The organism is Jannaschia sp. L-14R, from assembly GCF_056857695.1.
The window spans coordinates 257,899-281,930 of sequence record NZ_JBSXNP010000009.1; the positions used below are offsets into that span (position 1 = coordinate 257,899).

At 63.0% G+C, this 24,032-nt stretch carries 25 protein-coding genes and 2 pseudogenes; 9 read left to right on the forward strand and 18 right to left on the reverse strand.

All coding sequences use genetic code 11. The features are described from left to right. Nucleotides 1–69 precede the first annotated feature (69 nt). A complete protein-coding gene (infC, locus tag AC13C2_RS05625) occupies nucleotides 70–681 on the forward strand; it encodes a translation initiation factor IF-3 (RefSeq protein ID WP_482886185.1) in 612 nt (203 codons plus the stop codon). Nucleotides 682–1,174: 493 nt separating this feature from the next. On the opposite strand, the pseudogene AC13C2_RS05630 reads toward infC, so the two are convergent. The 11 genes and pseudogenes from AC13C2_RS05630 to AC13C2_RS05680 all read right to left on the reverse strand — a co-directional run. Further along, nucleotides 1,175–1,285 (reverse strand): annotated as a pseudogene (locus tag AC13C2_RS05630) (sugar O-acetyltransferase); the annotation flags it as partial. A gap of 54 nt (nucleotides 1,286–1,339) precedes the next feature. Next, nucleotides 1,340–1,411 (reverse strand): annotated as a pseudogene (locus AC13C2_RS05635) (sugar O-acetyltransferase); the annotation flags it as partial. Between the two features lie 14 nt (nucleotides 1,412–1,425). Then, complete coding sequence (locus AC13C2_RS05640) at nucleotides 1,426–2,217, reverse strand: FAD binding domain-containing protein (protein ID WP_482886186.1); 792 nt, start codon at nucleotides 2,215–2,217, stop codon at nucleotides 1,426–1,428. 10 nt (nucleotides 2,218–2,227) lie between these two features. Then, nucleotides 2,228–4,654, reverse strand: coding sequence for a xanthine dehydrogenase family protein molybdopterin-binding subunit (locus tag AC13C2_RS05645; RefSeq protein ID WP_482886187.1), 2,427 nt, complete (start codon nucleotides 4,652–4,654; stop codon nucleotides 2,228–2,230). Between the two features lie 148 nt (nucleotides 4,655–4,802). Beyond that, on the reverse strand, nucleotides 4,803–5,288 hold the full coding sequence (locus tag AC13C2_RS05650) for a (2Fe-2S)-binding protein (RefSeq protein WP_092762204.1): 486 nt from the start codon (nucleotides 5,286–5,288) through the stop codon (nucleotides 4,803–4,805). Between the two features lie 71 nt (nucleotides 5,289–5,359). Next, nucleotides 5,360–5,758 (reverse strand): VOC family protein, encoded by a 399-nt coding sequence (locus AC13C2_RS05655; RefSeq protein ID WP_092762202.1) that lies wholly within the window; start codon nucleotides 5,756–5,758, stop codon nucleotides 5,360–5,362. Continuing rightward, entirely contained in the window at nucleotides 5,758–6,735 is a 978-nt protein-coding gene (locus tag AC13C2_RS05660; protein ID WP_092762200.1) for a molybdopterin-binding protein, read from the reverse strand. The genes AC13C2_RS05655 and AC13C2_RS05660 overlap by 1 nt, the downstream gene beginning before the upstream one ends. After that, nucleotides 6,732–7,706 (reverse strand): XdhC family protein, encoded by a 975-nt coding sequence (locus AC13C2_RS05665; protein WP_092762198.1) that lies wholly within the window; start codon nucleotides 7,704–7,706, stop codon nucleotides 6,732–6,734. Before AC13C2_RS05665 ends, AC13C2_RS05660 begins: the two co-directional genes overlap by 4 nt. A gap of 98 nt (nucleotides 7,707–7,804) precedes the next feature. Continuing rightward, nucleotides 7,805–9,895, reverse strand: a complete 2,091-nt coding sequence (locus tag AC13C2_RS05670; RefSeq protein WP_482886188.1) for an OmpA family protein — start codon at nucleotides 9,893–9,895, stop codon at nucleotides 7,805–7,807. A gap of 191 nt (nucleotides 9,896–10,086) precedes the next feature. After that, nucleotides 10,087–10,320 (reverse strand): DUF1203 domain-containing protein, encoded by a 234-nt coding sequence (locus AC13C2_RS05675; protein WP_482886189.1) that lies wholly within the window; start codon nucleotides 10,318–10,320, stop codon nucleotides 10,087–10,089. 78 nt (nucleotides 10,321–10,398) lie between these two features. Further along, complete coding sequence (locus AC13C2_RS05680) at nucleotides 10,399–11,628, reverse strand: vWA domain-containing protein (RefSeq protein ID WP_482886190.1); 1,230 nt, start codon at nucleotides 11,626–11,628, stop codon at nucleotides 10,399–10,401. A gap of 96 nt (nucleotides 11,629–11,724) precedes the next feature. Between AC13C2_RS05680 and AC13C2_RS05685 the strand changes: the two genes are divergently transcribed. Continuing rightward, complete coding sequence (locus AC13C2_RS05685; RefSeq protein ID WP_482886191.1) at nucleotides 11,725–12,252, forward strand: DUF4329 domain-containing protein; 528 nt, start codon at nucleotides 11,725–11,727, stop codon at nucleotides 12,250–12,252. A 1-nt stretch (nucleotide 12,253) separates the two neighbouring features. Here AC13C2_RS05685 and AC13C2_RS05690 read toward each other — a convergent pair whose 3' ends face one another. After that, complete coding sequence (locus tag AC13C2_RS05690; protein ID WP_339644162.1) at nucleotides 12,254–13,144, reverse strand: AAA family ATPase; 891 nt, start codon at nucleotides 13,142–13,144, stop codon at nucleotides 12,254–12,256. A 107-nt stretch (nucleotides 13,145–13,251) separates the two neighbouring features. On the opposite strand from AC13C2_RS05690, the gene AC13C2_RS05695 reads away from it, so the two are divergent. Continuing rightward, a complete protein-coding gene (locus AC13C2_RS05695; RefSeq protein ID WP_482886192.1) occupies nucleotides 13,252–14,466 on the forward strand; it encodes an acyl-CoA dehydrogenase in 1,215 nt (404 codons plus the stop codon). Between the two features lie 43 nt (nucleotides 14,467–14,509). Here the strand turns inward: AC13C2_RS05695 and AC13C2_RS05700 are convergent, their stop codons facing one another. Both AC13C2_RS05700 and AC13C2_RS05705 read right to left on the reverse strand, forming a co-directional pair. Then, nucleotides 14,510–15,082: a YceI family protein gene (locus AC13C2_RS05700; RefSeq protein WP_482886193.1), complete on the reverse strand. Its 573-nt coding sequence runs from the start codon at nucleotides 15,080–15,082 to the stop codon at nucleotides 14,510–14,512. Nucleotides 15,083–15,233: 151 nt separating this feature from the next. Then, on the reverse strand, nucleotides 15,234–16,256 hold the full coding sequence (locus AC13C2_RS05705; protein ID WP_482886194.1) for a saccharopine dehydrogenase NADP-binding domain-containing protein: 1,023 nt from the start codon (nucleotides 16,254–16,256) through the stop codon (nucleotides 15,234–15,236). Nucleotides 16,257–16,575: 319 nt separating this feature from the next. Here AC13C2_RS05705 and rpsF point away from each other — a divergent pair, with 319 nt between their 5' ends. The 4 genes from rpsF to AC13C2_RS05725 all read left to right on the forward strand — a co-directional run bounded on the left by rpsF (nucleotide 16,576) and on the right by AC13C2_RS05725 (nucleotide 19,181). Then, nucleotides 16,576–16,938: a 30S ribosomal protein S6 gene (gene rpsF / locus AC13C2_RS05710; protein ID WP_092762186.1), complete on the forward strand. Its 363-nt coding sequence runs from the start codon at nucleotides 16,576–16,578 to the stop codon at nucleotides 16,936–16,938. Nucleotides 16,939–16,950: 12 nt separating this feature from the next. Beyond that, complete coding sequence (rpsR, locus tag AC13C2_RS05715; RefSeq protein ID WP_092762185.1) at nucleotides 16,951–17,178, forward strand: 30S ribosomal protein S18; 228 nt, start codon at nucleotides 16,951–16,953, stop codon at nucleotides 17,176–17,178. 12 nt (nucleotides 17,179–17,190) lie between these two features. Beyond that, the gene (gene rplI, locus AC13C2_RS05720) at nucleotides 17,191–17,826 is read left to right on the forward strand and encodes a 50S ribosomal protein L9 (RefSeq protein ID WP_482886195.1); all 636 of its coding nucleotides are present in this window, start codon (nucleotides 17,191–17,193) and stop codon (nucleotides 17,824–17,826) included. Nucleotides 17,827–17,981: 155 nt separating this feature from the next. Then, nucleotides 17,982–19,181 carry a PQQ-dependent sugar dehydrogenase gene (locus AC13C2_RS05725; protein WP_482886196.1) on the forward strand — a complete coding sequence of 400 codons (1,200 nt, stop codon included), beginning with the start codon at nucleotides 17,982–17,984 and terminating at the stop codon, nucleotides 19,179–19,181. Nucleotides 19,182–19,450: 269 nt separating this feature from the next. On the opposite strand, the gene tig is transcribed toward AC13C2_RS05725, so the two are convergent. From tig to AC13C2_RS05745, 4 genes are all read right to left on the reverse strand, one after another. Continuing rightward, nucleotides 19,451–20,776, reverse strand: a complete 1,326-nt coding sequence (tig, locus tag AC13C2_RS05730) for a trigger factor (protein WP_482886197.1) — start codon at nucleotides 20,774–20,776, stop codon at nucleotides 19,451–19,453. Between the two features lie 294 nt (nucleotides 20,777–21,070). Next, nucleotides 21,071–21,568: a MarR family winged helix-turn-helix transcriptional regulator gene (locus tag AC13C2_RS05735; protein WP_092762177.1), complete on the reverse strand. Its 498-nt coding sequence runs from the start codon at nucleotides 21,566–21,568 to the stop codon at nucleotides 21,071–21,073. 79 nt (nucleotides 21,569–21,647) lie between these two features. Continuing rightward, nucleotides 21,648–21,932 (reverse strand): succinate dehydrogenase assembly factor 2, encoded by a 285-nt coding sequence (locus AC13C2_RS05740; RefSeq protein ID WP_092762175.1) that lies wholly within the window; start codon nucleotides 21,930–21,932, stop codon nucleotides 21,648–21,650. Next, nucleotides 21,929–22,306: a helix-turn-helix domain-containing protein gene (locus tag AC13C2_RS05745; protein ID WP_482886198.1), complete on the reverse strand. Its 378-nt coding sequence runs from the start codon at nucleotides 22,304–22,306 to the stop codon at nucleotides 21,929–21,931. The genes AC13C2_RS05740 and AC13C2_RS05745 overlap by 4 nt, the downstream gene beginning before the upstream one ends. Nucleotides 22,307–22,405: 99 nt before the next feature. Between AC13C2_RS05745 and AC13C2_RS05750 the strand changes: the two genes are divergently transcribed. Both AC13C2_RS05750 and AC13C2_RS05755 read left to right on the forward strand, forming a co-directional pair. Next, a complete protein-coding gene (locus AC13C2_RS05750; protein WP_482886199.1) occupies nucleotides 22,406–23,608 on the forward strand; it encodes a pyridoxal phosphate-dependent aminotransferase in 1,203 nt (400 codons plus the stop codon). 3 nt (nucleotides 23,609–23,611) lie between these two features. After that, nucleotides 23,612–24,016, forward strand: a complete 405-nt coding sequence (locus AC13C2_RS05755; RefSeq protein ID WP_092762168.1) for a hypothetical protein — start codon at nucleotides 23,612–23,614, stop codon at nucleotides 24,014–24,016. Nucleotides 24,017–24,032 lie beyond the last annotated feature (16 nt).

Here is a 24,032-nt window from a genome sequence, read left to right on the forward strand (position 1 = left end):
GGGCACGCCAAGGACAATGGCAAGCACCCCGAAAGGGCGTCAAATCGGTCATAGATCGCTGTTCCGACCTTGAAGGCCCTCCCTGACGCGGCTAAGTTACGGCCCTGTATCAATGTCCCTGAAAGGACCGCCACCATCGCCCGCAGACCCCATAACGCGCCTCCGCAGCGCGACACCGGCCCCCGCGTCAACGACAAGATCCGCAGTACCGAAATCCGCCTGATCGGGGCGGAAGGTGAAAACGTAGGTGTTGTCAGCCCTGCCCGCGCACGCCAGATGGCGGAAGATGCCGGGCTCGATCTGGTCGAGATCAGCCCGAATGCGGTCCCGCCGGTCTGCAAGATCATGGACTTCGGCAAGTTCAAATACGAGACGCAGAAGAAAGAAAACGAAGCCCGGAAAAAGCAGAAGACCATCGACATCAAAGAGGTCAAGTTCCGCCCGAACACCGACACCAATGATTACGACGTCAAGATGCGCAACGTGTTTCGCTTTCTGGAAACCGGTGACAAGGTCAAGGTCACCCTGCGGTTCCGTGGTCGTGAAATGGCCCACCAGAACCTGGGCTACGAATTGCTCAAGCGCGTGCAGGAAGACACCAAGGACATCGGCAAGGTCGAGAGCTTTCCCAAGATGGAAGGCCGCCAGATGGTCATGATGATCGGCCCGACCCAGCGTTAAGTCGTTCTGTTCGAGATATGAAAGGGGCGCTTTATCGGCGCCTTTTTTGCTGTCCTGAGATCGTTTGTGACGGCTGGAGATATCACTCCGATGGCCGATCCACAGAAAAACAGAAACCCCGGCATCGCGCCGGGGTTTCCTTGCATCAGGGACATATCATGGGGAACAGTCGGTTTCCCGTCCCTGTGCGGCCTATTTCTTCTGGGTTTGGGAGCCGCCTTTTTCCGAAGGTTTCGGGTTGGATTTCGGAGTAGGTTTCTTATCCATTGCAGGATTTCCAAGCGACCGTTGCGATGATCGGACGGGTCGCATCGTACCGATACCTCATCAACACCGGAGCAAAGGGAGCGTTCCAGCAGATTCGCCCGGACGACAGAATGATGCGCTGATGATGGCTCAGCGCTGCGCCAAAAATAGCCGATGTGCGCGTCAGGATGCGCGGGGCGGGAATCAACTCTGGATTTTCCGGGCTTGAAACCTCGACGCCTCGCCATCACCGCGCGCATGCTGGATTACCCAGCACACAGGTTCCGGGCATCACGTCCCGCGTCACCACGGACCCGGCCCCGATGATTGCACCCGCCCCGACAGTCACGCCCGGCAGCCGTGGCGCGACCGGGCCGCGCCGGTCCGGCGCAAGTGTCGCATGGGAATGACAGGCGGCGCGCGCCGTGACGCGCATCGCCTCCAGTTCAGGCGCGAGACAGCTATACCACTGTCCCTCCGCCATAAGGTCGCGAGGGGTCAGACCGCTGCCTTGACCGCACGCGCCGTCATCACATTGACCAGATGCGCGCGGTACGCCCCGTCACCATGCAGGTCCGAGATCATGCCGCCCGCGTCCGGTGCCGTCAGGCCTCTGACGGCGTCCTCCGAGAAATCCGACGACAGCGCCTCCTCGGCTTCGGACCAGCGGAACACGCCGTCCGACGCAGCCCCCGTTACCGCAACGCGCACTCCGTCCGAGAACTTGGCCACGAAGACCGCGACCAGCGGAAAGCGCGAGGCGGGCTGGATGAACTTTTCATAGGCTGCCTTTTCGGGCACCGGAAACTTCACCTCGGTGATGATTTCGCCTTCGTCCAGCGCGGTCTCGAACATGCCCTGGAAGAAGTCGTCGGCGTCTATCTCGCGCACGTTGGTCACGATGGTCGCATTCGACGCCAGTGCCCCCGCCGGATAACAGGCCGAGGGATCGTTGTTGGCCAGCGATCCGCCAATCGTGCCCCGGTTCCGCACTGCAGGGTCGCCGATCCGCGCCGCCAGCGACGCCAGCGCCGGATAGCCCGTCGCGCCTTCGGCCACGGCCGTGTGCGTTGTGGCCCCTCCGATGCAGATACGCCCGTCGTCATCGGTGCAGATGCCCTTGATTTCGTCGATGCCGGATAGCGCAACCAGTTGTTCGGTCATCGCCAGCCGCGCCTTCATGGTGGGCAACAATGTCTGCCCGCCACCCAGCGCCTGCGCATCCTCGGACTTCAGGGCCGCAACGGCGTCCTGCAGGGTCGAAGGCTTTACCAGTTCGAAATTATACATCTTTGTCTCCTCAGATCTTGGCCGCAGGGCCATCGACCGACCGGCCATGGGCCGTGCCGCTTCCGGTTCCGCCAGCGTTGTTCATCGCTGCCCACACCTTCACGGGGGTCAGCGGCATGTTGATATGCCCGACGTCGTGACCGGCGCTGGCCAGCGCGTCCAGCACAGCGTTCACGACCGACGGTGGCGATCCGATCGCGCCCGCTTCGCCGCAGCCCTTGACGCCCAACGGGTTGTGGGTACAGGGCGTGGCGCAGGAATGGTCAACCTGAAACATCGGGAAATCGTGGGCACGCGGCATGGCATAATCCATGTAACTGGCCGACAATAATTGCCCGTCCTCGTCATAGGCGCAATTTTCCAGAAGCGCCTGACCGATGCCCTGCGCGATGCCGCCATGGACCTGACCTTCGACGATCATCGGGTTGATCACGTTGCCGAAATCGTCTGCGGCGGCAAACGACAGCACGTCGACCTTGCCGGTCTCGGGGTCGACCTCGACTTCGCAGGCATAGGCGCCCGACGGATAGGTGAAGTTGTTCGGGTCGTAGAATGCCGTCTCCTCCAGCCCCGGTTCGATATCTTCCAGCGGATAGTTGTGCGGCACATACGCCGCCAGCGTCACGTCCCCCCAGGCCAATTCCTTGTCGGTACCCGCGACGGTGAACTTGCCGTCCTTCAATTCGATATCGCCCTCGGCGGCTTCCATGATGTGCGCCGCGATCTTCTTGGCCTTGGCGATGATTTTCTCGGTGGCGCGGAAAATCGCACTGCCGCCGACGGCAAGGCTGCGTGACCCGTAAGTGCCCATGCCCATCGGCGTATTGGCGGTGTCGCCATGCACGATCTCGATCTGGTCTTCGGGGATGCCGATCATGTCGGCAACGACCTGCGGAAACGATGTCTCGTGCCCCTGCCCGTGACTGTGGCTGCCGGTCATGACGACCAGACCACCGGTCGCATTCACCCGCACGGTGGCAGATTCGTATAGACCCGCCCGCGCGCCCAACTGACCCACAAGTTTCGACGGCGCGATGCCGCAGGCCTCGATATAACAATTGATGCCCAGGCCCCGCAGCTTGCCCCGGCTCTCGCTGTCCTTGCGGCGCGCCTCGAACCCGTCGCGGTCGATCATCGTAAGCAGTTTGTCCATCGTCGCGTCGTAATCGCCGGTGTCGTATTCCACGGCCACAGGCGTCTGATACGGAAATTCTCGGATGAAGTTCCTGCGCCGCAACTCGACCGGGTCGACACCCAGTTCTCGCGCCGCCTTGTCGATCACCCGTTCCAGTTGGAATGTCGCTTCGGGGCGACCCGCGCCGCGATAGGCATCGACCGGCACCGTCGTGGTGAACACCGCCTTGACGTTCACATAAACCAGGGGCGTCTTGTAATTTCCTGCCATAAGCGTGCCATGCAGCCACGTCGGGACCGAGGGCGCGAAGGTCGACAGATAGGCCCCCATGTTGGCATAGGTTTCGGTGCGGACGGCGGTGAAGTTGTGGTCCGCATCCAGCGCCAGTTCGATCTTGGTGACGTGGTCACGGCCATGCGCGTCGGACATGAACGCCTCCGACCGGGTGGAGGTCCATTTGACCGGACGCTCCAGTGCCTTGGCCGCGAAGGTGCAGAAGGCTTCCTCGGCATAGTGGAAAATCTTGGTGCCGAAGCCGCCACCCACGTCCGGGGCCACCACGCGCAGCTTGTGCTCGGGGATGTTCAGGACAAACGCGCCCATCAACAAACGGATGACATGCGGGTTCTGCGACGTTGTATAAAGCGTCGACTGACCGTCATGCGATGTGTAATCGCCCACTGCCACGCGCGGTTCCATCGGATTCGCGATCAGACGGTTGTTGACCAATTCCAGCGTCGTGACATGCGCCGCGTCTTTCATCGCCTGCTCGACGGCATCGCGGTTTTCCTCGACGAAGCCCCAATCATAGCACAGGTTGCTGTCCAGTTCGTCATGCACCTTGGTCGCGCCTTCGGCCACGGCCTTCTTCATGTCTATGACAGCGGGCAACTCGTCGATCTCGACGACGATGGCCTCCATCGCGTCGCGCGCCTGACTTTCGGTCTCGGCAACGACGGCGGCAATCGGGTCGCCGACATGCCGAACCTTGCCTTCGGCCAGAACCGGGTGTTTCGGCTCCTGCATGACGTTGCCGTCACGGCTGGTGATCTGCCAACCACATGGGATGCCGCCCACACCGTCGAAATCCTTGGAGGTGAAAATTCGCACCACGCCATCCATCGCCTCGGCGGCGGCAGTGTCGATCGATTTTATCGTACCATGCGCCACGTCCGAGCGCAGGAAAACAACATGCGTCTGCCCGGCGACGTTGATGTCATCGGTATAACGCCCCTTCCCGGTCAGAAAGCGAACGTCTTCGCGCCGTTTGGGGCTGGCGCCAATTCCGGTGTCCTTGGGCATAATCAGATCCTCCCGTTGCGCAGGGGGCGGTCCGTGGGTGAACGCCTCGCCCTGCCGATATTTGAGACTGGGGCGCGGCTCCTCCCTTCCGCGCCCCCGAGGATCGGCCCGCGGTCGGACCAGTCCCCGTCATTCGCGTTCGTCGCGCCTATTCGGCTGCGACGGGCGCGACCTCCTGACCGCTGGCTGCCATCACCGCCTTGACGATATTGTGATAGCCCGTGCAGCGGCAGATGTTCCCTTCGAGGTAATGCCGGACATCCGCTTCCGACGGTTTCGGATTGTCCTTCAGCAAGGCTGCCGCCGACATCACCATGCCCGGCGTGCAGAACCCGCACTGCAATCCATGGTAATCCTGAAACGCCTGCTGGACGGCGCCAAGCGATCCGTCGGCGTTGGCCATGCCTTCGATAGTGGTAACATCGGCGCCGTCCAGTTCCTGCGCCAGCGCGGTGCAGGCCTTGATGGGCGCGCCGTTGACATGAACCACGCAGGCGCCGCACTGGCTGGTGTCGCATCCGACGTGCGTGCCAGTCAGGCGCAACCCCTCGCGCAGCCAGTCCACCAGCAAGGTGCGGCCTTCGGCATCCGCGGTGCGGGACTTGCCGTTCACCGTCATCGTGACTTTCGTCATTGGGTATCCTCCTCAACTGACGACAGGTAAGCACAGCCGCGCCTGACTGAGAACCACTGATTTTGTCTTGGCTAGCGTCCCGATGGCGACGAAGGCGCGTGACAGGCAACCGCCAGCTTGTTGCCGTCCGGATCGCGGAAATATGCACCGAAATAATCGGCGTGATATTGCGGGCGCGGACCCGGCGCGCCTGCGTCCGTGCCACCATGGGTCAGCGCGACGGCGTGACAGCGCGTCACCGCCGCCCGGTCCATCGCCTCGAACGCGATCATCGTGCCGTTGCCCGCGCTGGCGCTGCCATCCAGCGGCGGGGTCACGATGAACAGCGGCCGCTCCGCGTCGGTTGCCTGCCACCCGGCCCAGTGCTCCTCCCGAAAGCGAAGCGACAGGCCCAGCGTTGCCAGAACCGGGTCATAGAACGCCATCGCACGCGGCAGATCGTCGGTGCCCAGCGTGATATGCGACAACATCAGCGGTTTGCCCTGTCGCGGGGTTGCGGGCGCGTCGGAATTTCGTTCAACAGGCCACCGACCCCCATGCCTGCGATATCGCCGGACGTGACGGGCACCCCGCAGATCACCCGCTCCAGCACCCAGTCCGCACCATTGAGCGCGGGCGACCGCGCGCATCCCGGCAGGCCGATCACCCGGGCATCCTTCAGGTCGCCCAGAAACAGCAGGTTCCCCGGATCGACAGGCATACCGAACCGTGTCAGCCGGCCCCCAGCCGCCACCAGCGCGGCAGGCCCCACGTCGCGCACATCGGATGTGGCCGAGGCCGTCAGGATCAGCCGCAGGGGCGCATCGCCCGCTGCCAAAACCTGCGACAACGCCCCGATCTCGTGTGCCACTTCGGTCACCGAATGCGCCACGCCAAGCCGGTCGAGGCGCGACAGCACTGCCATCACCCCGGTCGGTGCGCCGGTCAGCTTCGTCACGATCAGCTCCGCCCGGTCAATCGCAGGCGGATGCAGGCGCAGCGCGCCACGGGCCGCATCCAGATGTGGACCGAAGACCGCAAAATCGGCGGCGTAGGGGATGATCTTCACGGTCGCCACCATCATGCCTGCCGCCACCCGCTGCCATTCCGGCAGGGTCGCCACGGTGATATCCGGGTCGCAGAGGTTCAGTGCGTCGATCCGTTGGCGCGATACCTCGAACACGCCGGCCTGCGTTGCATGCAGGTTTGCGCGCCCGGTGAAGGCGGGGCGCAGTTCCAGTCCGTCCGCCAGCAAAGCCGAGCCGATCCGCGTGGCGGCCTCGTTTTCGTCCATATCGGTGCTGGTCAAGCGTGCGACCGTCACATGGTCAATTCCGGCGTCCCGCAGGCGCGCAACCTCCGCATCGCCCAGCACGACACCTTTTCGCAAGCGGCCCTCCGGCAATCGCACCGAATGCGCCAAAATCGCGCCCGCCGCGCGGTCCAGCGGCACATCCCCGAAGATCACGCCGAACCTCGCCGCAGCGCCCGGGTCATCGCCGCAAGCACCGCGACGGCGATTTCGCCCGGTGTTTTCGCGCCGATATCCAGTCCGATCGGCGCATCGATCCGTGTGATGTCGGCGTCGGACAAACCTGCGGCCTGCAATCGCGCGATCCGTTTGGCGTGCGTCCGGGTCGACCCCAGCGCGCCGACGTAGAAAGCATCGCTCGCCAAGGCGACGCCAAGCGCCGGATCGTCCAGTTTGGGGTCGTGCGACAGAAGAACAACCGCGGTCCGGGCATCGGGCGCCAAGGCCTTCATCGCCTCGTCGGGCCAGTCGTGGACCAGGACCGTGTCAGGAAACCGTTCGGGTGCCGCGAAGGCTTCGCGCGGGTCGATCAAGCTAACGGCATAGCCCGCCAGCCGCGCCATCGGTATCAGCGCCTGCGCGATATGAGCCCCACCGACCACTGCCAGTCGCAGGGGAGTAGCGTGCAGGGTCACGAAGGTCTCGCCATCCGCCTCGAACCCGCTGCGGTCGTGGCGCAGGCGGTCCTGAATGGCGTCAGACGCGATCAGGTTCGTCGCACCGGTTCTGATGTTGACGGCCTGCCCCACCGCTTCGGACCTCGATCGCCGCGACACCAGCTCGGTCAGCACATCCTCGGGCAACGTCCCGCCCACCGGCTCCAGCAGGATGCGGATTGTGCCGCCGCAGGCCAGCCCAACGGCAAACGCCTCGTCGTCCGACACACCATATTCCAGAATCCGATGTGCACCGTCGCCCATCGCGTCCAGCGCCTCGGCCACCACTGCCCCTTCGACGCAGCCGCCGGAGACCGAGCCGACGATCTGCGCGTCCTCCGAGATTGCCAGTTGCGATCCACGCGGACGCGGCGCGCTGCCCCAGGTCTCGATCACCGTGGCTAGGGCAGCACCCTTGCCCGCGCGGTGCCAGGCCAGTGCAGCGGCCGGGGCGTCGTCGATGGAGTCCATGTCCGTCTCTCCGGTGCCAGGGATATAGGCAGGCATCATACGCAAAACGGCCCGCCCCCGGAAAGGGGCGGGCCGATGTCGTGCCGTGTGAACCGCGATCAGTTCGCGGCGGCAGTCTGCAACAGGTCGGTGATTTGACGCACGGTGGCGCGGCGGTTGGCCCGCTCGTCGGTTTGCGTCTGCACCTTCAGGAACTGCTCACCATAGCCTTGGATGACCATGTTTTCGACCGGAACGTTGAAGTATTCGTTCAACGCCAGCGCAAGGCTTTCAGCTCTGCGGTCCGACAGTGCCAGATTATAGGCAGCGTCGCCCACTGCGTCGGTGTGACCTTCGATCAGGAAAACCTCCCGCGGGTTGGCCTCAATGGCGGCGACGACTTCACGTGCCAGACCGGACAGGTTCGCGGCCTGTTCAGGCGCGATGGCGGCAGAGCCGGACGCGAAGGTCACGGTGTTGACTTCGAACGCCGGGGCCAGCGCGCGAACCTGCGGGATGTTGCGGACCTGCGCCAGGCTGAAGCGGCGGTCCAAACCCCGTTCGCGGGCCAGTGCATCGCGCAGCGGATCAGTCCCGTTCGTCGTGACCGAGCGGGTCGATACGATCGGATCGGGCAAATGCTCGACATCCACCGGCTCCACCTTGGCAGTGTCGTCGATCAGCAAATAACGCGAGCCATCGGCCTGCACCAACTCCCGGCGCAGAACCCGCAGAGACGCATCGCGGATCGTCACCACACTGCTGCCGTCTTCACGCAGCACGGTCTGGCGGGTCGATCCGTCGTCGAACCGCTCGGTCCGCACATTCGATCCGGCCTGACGCAGCAGAACGTCATCATCCTTGAGAATCTGCAGGTTACCGTCTTCCCGCTGCACAACCACCCTGTCGCCCGAGTTCGAAACGACACGCGAACGGTTATTGTTGTTCACCAGAATCGCACCGACCGCCAAGGCACCAAGGGCACCCAGCAGGATCTTGTCGTTACGGTCGAAACGGTCTTCATCTTCCGCCGTCGCAGTGGATTCGGCAGACACGGTGGCCTGGGTTTCGAACTCCTCGGACGAGGTCCGGACATCCGATGCCTGGATGGTCTCCTCGGCGACCTCCACGTTATCCGCCTCGCCTTCCTGAGCGGCGGCTGCAGCGACCGGCGTCGCATCGGCATTGTTGTCCGACAGTGCGCCGAGTGCCATTTCGGCCTGCTCCCGGGCTTCTTCCTGCTCGGCATTCAGCACCGGCTCGGGACGGGCGGCGACTTCGGCGGCGATTGCGCTCTCGGCGGGTGCAGATTCGATCAACGGGGTCTCATCCATAACCGGAGCCGCGTTTGCATCGGCGCTTGCGGCTTCCTGCGATTGCAGGGCCTCTGCACCGTTCTCGCCTTCGGCGGCCTGAGTCTCGACGACTGCGCCGTTCCCGTTTTCCGGGGCCGTGGCAGCAGCTTCAGCTTTGGCTTCCGCATCGGCTTTCGCGGTAGCATCTGCTTCGGCCTGGGCAGCAGCCCTGTCAGCCTCTTCGGCGGCGGCGGCGGCATCCGCTTCGGCCTTAAGATTTGCCTCCAACTCCGCTTCGGCCTGCGCCTGCTCGGCGGCATCTGCATCGGCCTGCGCCTGCTCGGCGGCTTCGGCTTCGGCAGCTTCGGCTTCGGCCGCAGCACGGTCAGCTTCCTCTGCTGCGGCTTCCTCTGCTGCGGCGGCATCTGCCTCCGCCTGGGCTTCGGCTTCAGCTTCAGCGTCTGCTTCAGCTTGAGCCTGTGCGGCGGCCTCGGCATCGGCTTGAGCCTGAGCTGCCTCATCGGCCTCGGCCTGAGCCTTGTCGGCGGCTTCCTGAGCGGCGGCGGCGTCGGCGTCGGCTTGTGCCTGAACTTCCGCATCGGCCTCGGCCTCGACAGAGGCATCCGCTTCAGCCTGTGCCTCGGCAGCTACGGCAGCGGCAGCGTCGGCTTCGGCCTGTGCGGCGGCGGCATCCGCATCTGACTGCGTCTGCTCGAGGGCTTGCGCCGTACGATCGGTCACGCAATTCGCCAATCCTTCGGCGTCGGTTGAGAATTCGGCGGTACAATCCGCAGTGATGTCTCCGGCATCTTGCGCGGCGACAGGCAGGGCAAATCCGGGTACCAGCAATGATACGCTGGCGGCGAGGGCAGTGGCAGTGCGGAAAGATTGTCCGCGACGAATCTGACGGGGCATTGTGGCCTCCTTTAGGAACACGATATTGCCGGTATCAACGCCGCCTTCTCCCTGTAGTTCCACTGCAACCGCTTGTTATCGGATAGCATCCCGATTTCATCGTCGCGCAGTGCCCGCGTCTGAAAACAATTGTTCCGCGCCGACCGCACATCGACATAGGCGATAGCCGGAATCTCCAGCCTGAGCGCGACTTAGCGGGCCGGATCGGCGGCCGGAACGATAGCACAGGTGCCATACAGTATGCGGTCGTCGGCCGTGTATCCCTTGACCAGATAGTCCGGTGACGTGGTGAGAATCGGGGGAACCCCGTCGTCAGACCATGCCGTGCAGAGATCGGCGCACAGGAAGACCGGACCGGTTTCGGCATAGGGTCCGCCCCTGCGAATCCGGGTGCCGAAATCGGCATAGAGAGGGGTGAAATGCATGGTATGCCCGGACGTATGACTCGGGTATTACGTGGGTCATACGTTCGCGCGCAGATCCGTCGCGACCCGGAACCTGCGCTATCGCCGCAAACGAGTCAGGTCGCCCACATCATCTGGGCGCGACAGGGCCTCGGCCAACCCCTCAAGCGCTGCGATTGAATGCCCGGCCCGCAGGCTGTCGACATGTGGCAGAAGTGCGCGGATGCCGGCGGCTTTCGGCGCGAAGCCGTCGAAGCGCAGCAACGGATTCAGCCAGATCACCCGACGTGCCGACAGGTGAAGGCGGCGCGCCTCGAACGCCAGGCGGTCGGCATCGCCCCGGTCCAGTCCGTCGGTCACCAGCAACACGACGGCCCCCTGCCCCAGCACCCGCCGCGACCAGTCGCGATTGAAGACGTGCAGCGTGTCACCGATGCGGGTGCCGCCCTCCCAATCCTGCGTCTCGGCCCCGGCGGCGGCCAACGCAGCATCGACGTCGCGGGTCCGCAAGTGACGTGTGATATTCGTCAGGCGGGTGCCGAATGTGAAGCCATGCACCTCGGCCCAGCCCTGCCCCTCGCGGTTGGCGACCGCGTGCAGGAAATGCAGCAGCGCGCGGGAATAAGACGACATCGAACCGGAGATGTCGCAAAGCGCCACCAGATTGGGCCAGCGGGTCGTCGGTTTTGTCCGTTTCAGCGTGGTCAGGTCACCCCGGCGCAAAGCCGCGCGCAGGGTCGCGCGTCGGTCGATGCGGCCCTGCGGCGCGGTCTGGCTGCGGCGGCTGGTCAGCGGTTTCACCGGCAGGCGCAGGGTGGCAAGCATGCGCTTTGCCATGGCCATCTCGGCAGTCGACATCTGTTCGAAATCCAGCGTGCGCAGTCGTTCGCGCGTGCTGGCCGTCGCGGCCGCGTCGAGGTCGAGAACCTCCGGCGGATCGGTCTGCGGATCGGGCAGATGCGCGGGCTGGTTCAACAGCGCTTCGGCGGCGCGTTTCTCGGCGGGTTTCGGGGCGCGGTCCTGCTGCACGCCGCGCACCGTCGGCGTCAGCATCGCCATCATGTGTTCGAGGTATCGAGGGTCGCGCCAATACAGTCGGAACAATTGCGCGAAGGTGGCGCGGTGTTCGGGACGCCGAACGAAAACGGCATGCAGTGTGTGATAGAAATCGGTCCGATCGGTGAACCCCGCCGCCTGCACCGCACGGGTGGCAAGGATCAGGCGGTCGGGACCGGCAGGGACACCGGCACGGCGCAGGGCGGCGGCAAAATGCGCGATATTGCCCGCGAGACGGGGGGCTTCGGGGAGGTCGAGGGGGGCGTGTTCCACGACCCTTCTCTAGCATGTGACCAGAAACCGGGACAGAGGAGCTTTACTCTGCCGCCGCGCGCCACAACATCCGTGACGTATTCACCGGAGATCCCGATGCGTTTTCTGCTTGCCGCCTTTGCCTTTACATTCGCCACCCCCGCCTTTGCGCAGGACGCCCTGATAACGCAGGCTGCCCGACAGGTCTTGTCGGGCCTGCAAGCCCAGAGCTTCCGCGACGACCGCGAATACTGCGGCACCATCGGGGTGGATCGGGCCGGCCGCGTTCTTGCCACCCGGCCGCGACGCGGGGGACAAAACGGCTGTTCCCCGCGTCGCGGCCGGTCGATGGTCGATGTGCTGGCATCATATCATACCCACGGCGCGTTTTCGCCCAATGCCGATTCGGAGATTCCCTCTCCGGGCGACGTTCGCGCCGATCGTCGGCAGGGGGTTGATGGTTACATCGCCACGCCCGGCGGGCGATTGTGGTTCGTGGACGGGGCCGGGGCACGGGTGCAGTTGATCTGCGGACCGGGATGTCTGCCGTCCGATCCGTGGTTCGTGCGGGGTGGTTTCGGAGTGGTCGCCCCGGCCTACACCCTGACTGAACTGGGGGCACGTGCGCGGGTATCGCGCCGGTAGATCACCCGACCTCTGCCCGCACTTCGTCCAGAATCCGCCTGGCCTCGGACCCGTGCAGCTTCTGGATATCGTCCTGATATTTCAGCAGCGCGCCCAGCGTGTCGGCAATGACTTCGGGCGACAGGTCGATCATGTCCAGCGCCAGCAGGCACTTGGCCCAGTCGATGGTTTCCGCCACGCCTGGTTTTTTGAACAGGTCCTCGGTGCGGAGTTTCTGGACGAAAGCCACGACTTCGCGGGACAGGGCGGCGCTGGCCTCGGGCGCGCGGGCGGCGAGGATTTCCATTTCTCGGTCATGCGTCGGGTAATCGACCCAGTGATACAGGCAGCGTCGTTTCAGGGCGTCATGGACCTCGCGGGTGCGATTGGACGTCAGGATGACGATGGGCGGCTCGGGCGCCCTGACGGTGCCGGTTTCCGGGATCGTGACCTGGAAATCGGACAGGGCTTCCAGCAGGAAGGCCTCGAACGGAGCATCGGTGCGGTCGACCTCGTCGATCAGCAGGACGGGGGGGCCGCCGGGCTGGGGTTTCATCGCCTCCAGCAACGGGCGCGCGATCAGGAAGTCGTCCGAGAACAGGTCGGGCGGCGTCTCGCCCGTCGCCTCGGCCCGGCGGATGGCAACCATCTGCGCGGCGAAATTCCATTCGTAGACGGCGCTGGAGGCGTCGAGGCCTTCGTAGCATTGCAGGCGGATCAGACGGCGGCCCAGTGTCGCGGCGATGGCCTTGGCCACCTCGGTCTTGCCGGTCCCGGCCTCGCCTTCCAGAAAAAGCGGGCGGTTCAGGGTCAGCGCCAGATAGATCACGGTCGCCAGCGCACGTCCGCAAACATAGTCCTGCCCGGCCAGGCGGAGTTGCACGTCGTCGATTGAGGTCATTGGTGATTTCATCCGCGCATGGGGCATTTTCATCCCCCCCTGGTCAAGACGCGCGGTCAGGCCGCGTTGCTGCCGGGGCGCGCGAGGCGTATTCAGGACGAAACGGTCAGGAGGATGCGATGAAAGACTTGTCTGCCGAGGGGTTCGGCCCCGATCTGGCACAGTTCGACTGGGCCGATGCGTTCCGTCTGGAAGATCAGCTGAGCGAAGAGGAGCGGATGCTGCGCGATGCGGCGCGCGCCTTTGCCGCGGCTGAACTGGCCCCGATCGTTCGGGACGCCTACGCCGGGGAGACCGAAAACCCCGGACTTTTCAAAAAGATGGGTGATGCGGGGCTTCTGGGCATCACCATCCCCGAGGAATTCGGCGGGCTGGGGTCGAGTTATGTCACCTATGGCCTGGTCGCGCGCGAGATCGAGCGGGTGGATTCGGGATATCGCAGCATGATGTCGGTGCAATCCTCGCTCGTGATGTACCCGATTCATGCCTACGGGTCGGAAGATCAGCGTAAGAAATACCTGCCCGGATTGTCGGCGGGCACGTTGATCGGCTGTTTCGGCCTGACCGAACCGGATGCCGGGTCGGACCCGGCGGGCATGAAGACGCGGGCGGTGAAGACCGACGGCGGATACCGGATTTCGGGATCGAAAATGTGGATTTCGAACGCGCCGTTTGCCGATGTCTTCGTTGTCTGGGCCAAGTCCGACGCGCATGAAGGCAAGATCCGTGGCTTCGTTCTGGACAAGGGAATGCCCGGCCTGTCCGCGCCGAAAATCGTCGGCAAGCAGTCCTTGCGCGCCTCGACCACCGGCGAGATCGTGATGGACGGTGTCGAGGTCGGCGAAGATGCGTTGCTGCCGAACGTGCAGGGCCTGAAGGGGCCATTCGGGTGTCTGAACCGGGCGCGCTATGGCATTGGCTGGGGCGTGATGGGCGCGGCGGAGGCGTGCTGGCATGCAGCGCGCAGTTACGGGTTGGACCGCAAGCAGTTCGGCAAACCGCTGGCGCAGACGCAGTTGTTCCAGAAGAAACTGGCCGATATGCAGACCGAGATTTCATTCGGATTGCAGGGCTGCCTGCGTGTGGGGCGCCTGATGGACGAAGGGCGAGCGGCCCCCGAGATGATCAGCCTGATCAAACGCAACAACTGCGGCAAGGCGCTGGAGATCGCACGAATGGCGCGGGACATGCACGGCGGCAACGGGATTTCCGAGGAATATCACGTCATTCGCCACATGATGAACCTGGAGACGGTGAACACCTACGAAGGCACGCATGATGTTCACGCCCTGATCCTGGGCCGGGCGCAAACCGGGTTGCAGGCGTTTTTCTGATGACCGCCCGCGATGCCTCGTCGGCAGGCATCGGTCCTTTGCATCAGTCGTCTCGCTTGCCCGCCTCGATCGAGATCTGCACATCGACTTCGTCCGAGATGAACGGTGCGAAGGCGCCCGCATCGAACTCCGACCGCAGCAGGTTGGTCGTCGCGGTGAAGCCGACCCATGGCTTGCCTTCCTGCGGGTGATCCGCCTGCTGATTCAGCCTGGCATCCAGAACGATGGATCTGGTCACACCGCCCAGTGTCAGGTCGCCTGTGATCTTGGCGGTGTCATCGCCGGTCACGTCGATGGCCGTCGACACGAAACTGACGGTATCGTTGGTCGCCATGTCGAAAAAGTCGGGAGAGGACAGGTTTTCGTCCCGCTGTTCCCAACCGGTGAACAGGGCCGACGCGGGAATCGACACCTCGACCGATGAATTGGCGGGGTCTTCGGCGTCGAAGTCGAGGGTGCCTTCCCAGCCCGAAAACATGCCCCAGGTCGTCGAATAGCCAAAATTGCTGTAGCTGAACAGCGTCTGGCTCTGGCTTGGGTCGAGAACGTATGTCTCGGGCTCGGCGAAAGCCGGGGAGTTCGCCAGAAGGGCGGTGATAAGGGGCGCGCGGATCATTGCGATCTCCGAAAAGGGCGTCAGGTCCGTTGGTCATACCACCGCCTTGTCCGACGAAAAGCGAAGATAAAGAGATCAACAGGTTGTGTGCAGGTGTGCATGTCCGACCACGGACCAAGATCCGTTTGTGCGTGTGGGCCGAAGTTTCGCATCAAGCCAGGGAACATCCGATTCGTTCGAGGTCTTTCATGATGTCTTCCAGGCTGACGATGTCTGCCATGCCGATAGTGCCGGTTCTGCCGTCGGGAGGCATCGTCATAAGGCGTTCTGCTGTTCTTGCCGCGGCGATCCCGGTGACACGGGACTGGTTTTCGCCGGTAATCCGAAGTGTTTCGCGCCTGCTGCCTGAGCGCGCACGCACAACGAGCACCATTTCGTTTTCGCGCATTCCGGTCAATTTGGTGAGGGCTTTAAAGCCCGGTTCCAGTCTGGCGAGCAATCCCGTTCGGTTGACGAGATAGGGTGCCAGTCGCTGCACCCATGTTGTCGTCCATCTGGGCAATATCACCAGGAACGAAGCGACGGTCGCGACCCCAAGGTCTTTCCGCATTTTATCCCGATCGACGAAATCCACCGGAATGACGCGACGACCGACATCCGGAAAGGGCGGATCGAGGATGACCGCGCGTTCGACCTCGTTTGCCCGCGCAATCGTCCAGTTCATCGCTTCCGGGCCGTGTTCTCCGATCAGCCCGAGTTGAACGACCAGGTCCAGATGTCGCGTATCCGGGAGACGGGTGACTACCTCCCGCGCCAGTATGTTCAACAGGCCCGGCGCAAGGCCGACCTCGGTGACAAGCGCGACGTTCGCGGCCTTCGCCATATCGTCCAGATTTCCAATAGCCTGCATGACAGGAACGCTCGCCGCGACCGATATCATGGATATGCCATGATCGATGCAGGCGCGCGCGGCATTCTCGGAACCGGTTTCGGTGTTCAGAATGACAAGCGATACGGTCGGGAAGACAGTTGCGATCGAGTCTTGAGACGTCAGATCGACCTGCGCCGCCGATACCCTGCTGTCGAATTCGCGCGCCGCAGCCTCCGCCTTGTCGTGCGAACGACCGGCGATGACGATCCCGGAGTGCGGCAGGAGGGTGTGAAGATGCTGGACGATATATCGTCCAACGGCACCATACCCGCCCACAACAAGGATTGACTTAGTCTTCTGCATGAAATCTCCGCCCACTGGGGATTTTCTGCCGCGATACACCTTCCAGCGCCTGGAAGGTCAACGGGTAAATACCGATCCTCAGCAGATGTATCTGACAATTGACTGAAGCGGTATAACGCTGGAGGCAGGCATTCTTTTCACGGCGCAGACGCGGCGCGTACCTGGCCCTCTGACCCTTACAGCGTGCCCCCTTGCGCCCTGCCCCGACATCGCTATACCCCGCCCATCCCGCCACGCTTTTCAACCGCGTGGTCTCTCGTGTCCGGGGGGCGGGTCTGGTCCGGACTATGAAACACGCGTTACAAGAACAGGAGCTGACATGCCGCTCTATGAGCATGTGATGATTTCGCGGCAGGACTTGTCCACCGCGCAGGCCGAGGGCCTTGTGGAACACTTCAGCACCGTCCTCGCGGACAACGGCGGCAGCGTCGTCGAGAGCGAGTACTGGGGCGTGAAGACCATGGCCTACAAGATAAACAAGAACCGCAAGGGCCACTATGCCTTCCTGCGCACCGACGCCCCGTCGGATGCGATTCAGGAAATGGAGCGTCTTGCGCGCCTGCATGACGACGTCATGCGCGTGCTGACCATCAAGGTCGATGCCCACGAGGAAGGCCCCTCGGTCCAGATGCAGAAGCGTGACGAGCGCCCCGAACGCGGCGAACGCCGCGAGCGGCGATAAGGAGCGGAACACATGGCTACGAAACCTTTCTTCCGCCGTCGCAAGTCCGATCCGTTCGAAGGCCCCAACGCCCCGAAGATCGACTATAAGGACACCCGTCTGCTGCAACGCTACATCAGCGAACGCGGCAAGATCGTCCCGTCCCGTATTACGGCCGTGTCGGCCAAGAACCAGCGTCGCCTTGCCAAGGCAATCAAGCGCGCCCGGTTCCTGGCCCTGCTGCCCTATGCCGTGAAATAAGGAGACTTCGACATGAAAGTGATCCTTCTGGAACGTGTGGCCAAGCTTGGCCAGATGGGCGAGGTCGTGGACGTCAAGCCCGGTCACGCCCGCAATTTCCTGCTGCCGCAAGGCAAGGCGCTCTCGGCATCCGATGCCAACATCAAGGCGTTCGAAGGCCGCAAGGCACAGCTGGAAGCCACCAACCTGGAGACCCGCAAGGAAGCCGAGGCGATGGGCGACAAGCTGGCTGGCCAGCAGTTCATCATCATCCGCTCCGCGTCGGATTCGGGCGCGCTCTACGGCTCTGTCACCACGCGTGACGCCGCCGACGTGGCGACCGAAAACGGGTTCACCGTGGCGCGCGGGCAGGTCATCCTGCAAGCGCCGATCAAAGACCTCGGCATCCATGGTGTGACGGTTCGCCTGCACCCCGAAGTCGAGGTCGAGATCGAGCTGAATGTCGCACGGTCGAACGAAGAAGCCGAGCTTCAGGCCGCCGGCAAGTCGATCCAGGAACTGGCCGCGGAAGAAGAAGCCGCTGCAGAGTTCGAGATTTCAGAGTTGTTCGACGATCTGGGTGCGGCTGCCGATGACTTCGGAAGCGACGATGAAGGTACCTCGGCCGAAGCGCCAAAGAGCGATGATAGTGAAGAACAGCCTGCCTGATCGGGCAGACCGTACATCAAGCTGATAAGGGCCGCGCCAGATCTGGCGCGGCCCTTTTTTGTCGATATCTCCCGGACTGGTTGGAAATCATCATGACAAGGGATGCCGTTGCCCTATCTTTGTCAGAAAGACCTCAGAGATCCGGAGACGTTCCAATGCACCCTTTGCCTAGCCTGTCTGCCGTTGCCCTGACCTTCACGATCCTGCCTCTGATGGCTGCGGCGCAAAGTTTTTCCTATGGTCCCCGCAACACCGATTTCCCCCCCGCCTTCCCCGAACAGACGCGCGCGCCCCTGATCGACAGCGGAGTGGCCCTGAAGGTCGAGACGCTGGCAAGCGGGCTGGAACGCCCTTGGGGAATCGCCACCCTTCCCGATGGCGAAGGCTGGCTTGTGACCGAACGGGTGGGCCGATTGCGCTATATTTCGCCCAACGGCATCCTGTCGGACCCGATCGCCGGCGTGCCGGACGTGCTGGCTCAGGGACAGGGCGGACTGCTGGACGTGGTGCTGGCCCCCGATTTCAACGAAACGGATATCATCGTGATTACCTATGCCAAGCCGGTCGAAGGCGGCAGCGTCACGGCGGCGGCCAAGATGACACTCTCGGATGATATGTCCGCCGTGTCCGATGTCACCGATATTTTCGTGCAAAGCCCGGCCTCGCCCACGACAAAACAGTATGGCAGCCGCGTCGTTGTTCTGCCCGACGGCAATCTGGCAATCACAGTAGGAGAGCGGTCGTCTGACAAGGAACGTGTCTATGCGCAGGACCTGGACAAGACATATGGCAAGGTGGTCCGCGTGACGATGGACGGCGATGCGGTCGATGGAAACCCCTTCATCGGCCAGGCGGGGGCCATCGACACGATCTGGTCCTATGGCCACCGCAACATTCAGGGCGCGGCGCTGGATGCTGACGGGACGCTCTGGACGGTCGAACACGGACCCAAGGGCGGCGATGAACTGAACCGCCCCGAAGCAGGACTGAACTATGGCTGGCCGGTGATTTCCTATGGAGAGCGATATTCCGGTGGCCCCATCGGGTCCGGAGCGGCTGTGGCGGACGGAATGGAGCAGCCGGTTTATTTCTGGGACCCGGTGATCGCGCCGGGCGGTATGGCGTTCCATTCCGGCGAGGCATTCGGTGACTGGAACGGTGACATCCTGATCACGTCCCTTAATCCGGGCGGGGTGGTCCGCCTGTCGCTGGAAAACGGTCTGGTCGTCGAAGAAGAGCGCCTGTTGCGCGATCTGGGCCGGGTGCGCGATGTCGACGTGCAGTCTGACGGGTCATTCATCGTGCTGATCGACAGCGACGCCGGCGAAGTCCTGCGCATAACGCCCGATGAATGACGGCGGCGGTTGCCGTTGGATAATGATCTGCATGCCATGACAACACCGCTCCGGTCCGTTCGGGGGCAAGGTAAGGCTGTCAGTCCCGGAGACCAATCGGCGTCACGCGCAGCACCGGGACGTTTCGGTCAGGCACAGGTTCAACTGGTTTATTGGCGCGGATCCGAGATTCAGAGGCCAGGGTCCTGGACTGCGATCCGCTTATTCAGAAGTGTCGCAAAAAAGGGCGACCTGAAAGCCGCCCTTGATTGTTCCGATGTCGTCCAGTCTTACAGTTCTTCCAGCTTTTCGACCTCGGCCTGCAATTCTTCCTTGGTAACCGCCTTTTCGGTGACCTTGGCGCGTTCGAGGATCAGGTCGATAACCTTGTCTTCGAACAGCGGCGCGCGCAGCTGCTGTTGAGCCTGCTGGTTCTTCTGGATGAATTCGAAGAACTCGCGCTCCTGACCCGGATACTGACGGGCCTGCGTCATGATCGCCTGCGTCATTTCGGCGTCGGTGACCTCGACCTTTTCCTTCTGGCCCAGTTCGGCCAGCAGAAGGCCCAGACGAACGCGACGAGCGGCGAGCGACTTATGCTCCTCCGTCGGGGTGATCTCCGGGTGATCGTGACCTTGCACGTCGGGATTTTCTTCGTGCCACAACTGGTGTGCGACCTGGTTCGCCTCGGCTTCGACCAGGCTGGGCGGCAGATCGAACGTGACCAGACCGTCGAGTTGGTCGAGAAGCTGGCGCTTGACGATCTGGCGGGCGGCCCCGGCGTATTCGGTACCCAGACGCTCCTTGATCTGACCTGTCAGCGCCTCAAGGTTTTCGGCCCCGAACTGCTTGGCCATGTCATCGTCGATCTTGGCATCGGCGGGTTTCTTCACTTCCTTGACGGTGCAGTCGAAGACGGCGGCCTTCCCGGCCAGATGTTCGGCCTGGTAATCTTCGGGGAAAGACACCTCGACGGCCTTCTCCTCGCCGGCCTTCACACCGATCAGCTGGTCCTCAAATCCCGGAATGAAGGAGTTGGACCCCAGCACGAGGGGATAATCCTCGGCGGCGCCGCCTTCGAACGGTTCGCCGTCGACCTTGCCCAGAAAATCGAAGACGACCTGATCGCCCTTGGCAGCCTTGCCCTTTTTGGTCTCGAAGGTCTGGGCGTTCTTGGCCAGCCCTTCGAGAGCTTCCTGCACATCGGCCTCGGCCGGCTCGACCGTCAGCTTTTCAATCTTCACGTCCGAGAAGTCGACCTCAGGGACGTCCGGCAACGCTTCGTAGGACAGCGAGACGACGACGTCGTCGCCGTCTTTCCAGTCTTCGTTGGCCATCTCGACCTTGGGCTGCATAGCCGGGCGTTCGCCCGATTTCTCGAAATGCTCACCCATGGCGCCGTCGATGGCTTCCTGCATCGACTCGCCCATCAACCGCTGGCCGAACTGTTTCTTGAGCAGCGCCATCGGGACCTTACCCTTACGGAAACCCTTCATTTCAATGTCGGGCTGCGCTTCGACCAGCTTTTGACTGACCTTGGCTTCCAGATCAGAGGCGGGGACCGTGATGGTGTAGCCGCGCTTGAGGCCTTCGTTCAGGGTCTCGGTCACCTGCATGGGATCATCCTTTGTAGCTTGCTTTGTCTCGTGGGCTGCGGGACCGTCTTGGGGCCGCGCGCATATGCGAATTGCCCCGCCGGAGGGCGGGGTTAAATCGAGCATGTCTCTATGTGCGGGGGAAAGGGGGCGCAAGCCGATTCCCCAGCCTCACGCAGGTCATACCAGAGATGGGCGGAGGATGGGATTAGTGGAAGCCAGTAGGACTGCGAAACCATGCGGTCGGGTTGAAGCGGTCTGGTCAGTGTAATCGGGCCGGGGCGTCAGATATCCTGCCCGTCCCGGAGCGACACGTCAGTAGATGTAGCGAATCTGGTCGGCCCAGTAACGCTCGACCCGGCGCAGCGTGCCGACGATTTCCACCAGGCCCGCATCCGACAGAACGCCTGTGTGGCGGATACCGTCAGCGTGGCGCAGGAACAGCGCCTCGACAATATCGCGGACATCGCGCCCCTTGGGTGTCAGTCGAACGCGGACGGCACGACGGTCAATTTCGCACCTTTGATGGTGCATATAGCCCATCTCGACCAGCTTCTTGAGATTATAGCTGACATTCGAACCCTGATAGTAGCCGCGCGATTTCAACTCGCCCGCTGTGACCTCGTTGTCGGAGATGTTGAACAGAAGCAGCCCCTGAACAGCATTGATTTCCAGTATTCCGACACGTTCGAACTCGTCCTTGATGACGTCCAGCAGAAGTCGGTGCAACCGTTCTACCAGCGTCAGCGCATCAAGGTAGCCGGACATGAAATCCGGCTGCGTGCGGGGCTTGAAGTTTTCCAGTCGGCTCATGCGGCAGGCATCCTGATCTCGATCATCGTCGACACAGGTTTGAACCGAAAAGTCCTGATAATTCGTTAAAACACGGAATTTATCGGCCCAATCCCGCCGCGCGGCGTCCCAATGCGGCCATCAGCGGCGCGAACCGATCCGGCGCGCTGGTCTGTCCGGTGACCCAGGAATACAGATCGTGGTCATTTTCGCCCAGAACCGCTTCGAATAATGCCAGTTGATCGTCGTCCATCCCGGCCAGTTCGGCATCCGCATAACCGCCCAGGATCAGGTCCATTTCCTTGATGCCCCGCCGCCATGCGCGGATCTTCAGCCGCTTGCGCCGGGTTTCCGTGTCGGTGACCGGGTTTTCCCCCGGTATCATGCGTCGCCCTCGAACCGGGCGCGCAGGCGGTGCTCCAGAAGGCCAAGCCGGTCGGCCAGGCGCGCCGTCTCGCGGCGCAGAAGCTCTACCTCTTTCAGCAGATCGCCATCGGCGCCGGATGCATCGCCGTTCGGCCCTTCGCCCGCGCCCGTCATCAGCCAGACCAGCGACACGTTCGTCAGCCCGGCCAGCATCGACACGCGGTTGGCGCGCGGTTCGGCGCGGTCCTCCTCCCATGCGCGGATGGTCTTGCCCTTGACGCCCAGACGATGCGCCAATTCGTCAACATTCAGACCCGCCGCTTCGCGGGCGCCGGTCAGGCGGTCGCCGAACGTCGTGGTGCCGGGATCGTACCAATCGCTGTCTTCTGGCATGAAAGTCCTCTTGGGTTATTGCACAGGGTGCCTCTGGCTTGCCCAAAGGTCAGGCGCACCCTAGGAAGTCGAGGCATCGAAGCCAACCCGGAGACCTCCATGGCGTTCCTGTCCGACAGCCTGTCCCGCGTGAAACCATCGCCAACCATAGCGGTCACGACCAAGGCCAGCGAACTGAAGGCCGCAGGGCGCGACGTCATCGGTCTGGGCGCGGGTGAGCCGGATTTCGACACGCCGCAGAATATCAAGGACGCCGGCATACAGGCCATCGCGGATGGCAAGACCAAGTATACAGCCGTCGACGGAATTCCCGAATTGAAGGCCGCGATCTGCGACAAGTTCAAGCGCGACAACGGGCTGGAGTACACGCCTGCGCAGGTGACGGTCGGCTCGGGCGGCAAGCACGTGATCTATAACGCCCTGTCGGCCACACTGAACCCCGGCGACGAGGTGGTGATCCCCGCCCCCTATTGGGTCAGCTATCCCGACATGGTGCTGTTGGCGGGCGGCGAGCCGGTGATTGCCGAAGCGACCATCGAGACCGGTTTCAAACTGACGCCCGGAGCGCTGGAGGCGGCGATCACGCCGAAGACCAAGTGGCTGATCTTCAACTCGCCATCGAACCCCACCGGCGCGGCCTATTCGGCGTCTGAATTGAAAGGGCTGACGGATGTGTTGATGCGACACCCGCATGTCTGGGTGCTGACCGACGACATCTATGAGCACCTGGTGTTCGACAACTTTGTCTTTGCCACGCCCGCGCAGGTGGAGCCGGAACTCTACGACCGGACCCTGACGATGAACGGTGTCAGCAAAGCCTATTCCATGACCGGCTGGCGGATCGGATACGCCGCCGGACCGGAGCATCTGATCGCGGCGATGCGCAAGGTGCAGTCGCAGTCGACCTCCAACCCTTGTTCGATTTCTCAGTGGGCGGCGATCGAGGCGCTTGAGGGGACGCAGAGCTTTATCCGGCCCAATCAGGCGCTGTTCAAAAACCGTCGCGATCTGGTGGTAAAGGGGCTGAACGCCTGTCCGGGCATCGAATGTCCGGTGCCGGAGGGTGCGTTCTACGTTTATCCCAGCATCGCCGGGTGCATCGGCAAGACGTCAGCGGGCGGCGCGCAAATCACGGACGACGAGACCTTCGCGACCGCCCTCCTGGAGGAGGAAGGCGTGGCCGTCGTCTTCGGCGCGGCCTTCGGACTATCGCCGCATTTCCGGGTGAGTTATGCGACCTCGGACGAGGCGCTGACCGAAGCCTGCGGGCGGATCAAGCGGTTCTGCGAGGGGTTGGGCTAGTCCATGACCAACGGCGGCCTCCCCCCCTATTACTTCCGCGTCAAGGACAACGGCGCGCTCGTCTTCCGCGTGGATGCCGAAAACCGGCAGCGGCGGCTGGAACTGAACCAGATCGCCACGATCAATATCAACAACGGGTTAGTGAAGCCGCAGGGCGACACCGAGCTGACTGAAGCCGATGAAGACGCTATCGCGGACTGGATGGTCGCACGGACGGCGGAGTTGGCGGCACGGGACATCGATGACATCCTGCGGGCTGTCGATCACCTGAACCTGACGGCGCATTGGGTACAGTCGCGGGCCACGGACGCGCAGTTGGATGCGGTGACCGACCGTCTGTTGTTGGCGATGCATGATCTGCGGACCGTGCTGGTCAAGAAGCGGGCGGATCGGGTGCTGAAGGACTGACGGGTGACATCGCCCG

Excerpts from the sequence above, each read along its gene's own strand:
- AC13C2_RS05640 (WP_482886186.1), bottom strand. The coding sequence starts at position 2,217 with ATGTATAATTTCGAACTGGTAAAGCCTTCGACCCTGCAGGACGCCGTT.
- AC13C2_RS05645 (WP_482886187.1), bottom strand. The coding sequence starts at position 4,654 with ATGCCCAAGGACACCGGAATTGGCGCCAGCCCCAAACGGCGCGAAGAC.
- AC13C2_RS05650 (WP_092762204.1), bottom strand. The coding sequence starts at position 5,288 with ATGACGAAAGTCACGATGACGGTGAACGGCAAGTCCCGCACCGCGGAT.
- AC13C2_RS05655 (WP_092762202.1), bottom strand. The coding sequence starts at position 5,758 with ATGTTGTCGCATATCACGCTGGGCACCGACGATCTGCCGCGTGCGATG.
- AC13C2_RS05665 (WP_092762198.1), bottom strand. The coding sequence starts at position 7,706 with ATGGACTCCATCGACGACGCCCCGGCCGCTGCACTGGCCTGGCACCGC.
- AC13C2_RS05670 (WP_482886188.1), bottom strand. The coding sequence starts at position 9,895 with ATGCCCCGTCAGATTCGTCGCGGACAATCTTTCCGCACTGCCACTGCC.
- AC13C2_RS05675 (WP_482886189.1), bottom strand. The coding sequence starts at position 10,320 with ATGCATTTCACCCCTCTCTATGCCGATTTCGGCACCCGGATTCGCAGG.
- AC13C2_RS05685 (WP_482886191.1), top strand. The coding sequence starts at position 11,725 with ATGCGTTTTCTGCTTGCCGCCTTTGCCTTTACATTCGCCACCCCCGCC.
- AC13C2_RS05690 (WP_339644162.1), bottom strand. The coding sequence starts at position 13,144 with ATGAAATCACCAATGACCTCAATCGACGACGTGCAACTCCGCCTGGCC.
- AC13C2_RS05695 (WP_482886192.1), top strand. The coding sequence starts at position 13,252 with ATGAAAGACTTGTCTGCCGAGGGGTTCGGCCCCGATCTGGCACAGTTC.
- AC13C2_RS05700 (WP_482886193.1), bottom strand. The coding sequence starts at position 15,082 with ATGATCCGCGCGCCCCTTATCACCGCCCTTCTGGCGAACTCCCCGGCT.
- AC13C2_RS05705 (WP_482886194.1), bottom strand. The coding sequence starts at position 16,256 with ATGCAGAAGACTAAGTCAATCCTTGTTGTGGGCGGGTATGGTGCCGTT.
- rpsF (WP_092762186.1), top strand. The coding sequence starts at position 16,576 with ATGCCGCTCTATGAGCATGTGATGATTTCGCGGCAGGACTTGTCCACC.
- rpsR (WP_092762185.1), top strand. The coding sequence starts at position 16,951 with ATGGCTACGAAACCTTTCTTCCGCCGTCGCAAGTCCGATCCGTTCGAA.
- rplI (WP_482886195.1), top strand. The coding sequence starts at position 17,191 with ATGAAAGTGATCCTTCTGGAACGTGTGGCCAAGCTTGGCCAGATGGGC.
- AC13C2_RS05725 (WP_482886196.1), top strand. The coding sequence starts at position 17,982 with ATGCACCCTTTGCCTAGCCTGTCTGCCGTTGCCCTGACCTTCACGATC.
- tig (WP_482886197.1), bottom strand. The coding sequence starts at position 20,776 with ATGCAGGTGACCGAGACCCTGAACGAAGGCCTCAAGCGCGGCTACACC.
- AC13C2_RS05735 (WP_092762177.1), bottom strand. The coding sequence starts at position 21,568 with ATGAGCCGACTGGAAAACTTCAAGCCCCGCACGCAGCCGGATTTCATG.
- AC13C2_RS05740 (WP_092762175.1), bottom strand. The coding sequence starts at position 21,932 with ATGATACCGGGGGAAAACCCGGTCACCGACACGGAAACCCGGCGCAAG.
- AC13C2_RS05745 (WP_482886198.1), bottom strand. The coding sequence starts at position 22,306 with ATGCCAGAAGACAGCGATTGGTACGATCCCGGCACCACGACGTTCGGC.
- AC13C2_RS05750 (WP_482886199.1), top strand. The coding sequence starts at position 22,406 with ATGGCGTTCCTGTCCGACAGCCTGTCCCGCGTGAAACCATCGCCAACC.
- AC13C2_RS05755 (WP_092762168.1), top strand. The coding sequence starts at position 23,612 with ATGACCAACGGCGGCCTCCCCCCCTATTACTTCCGCGTCAAGGACAAC.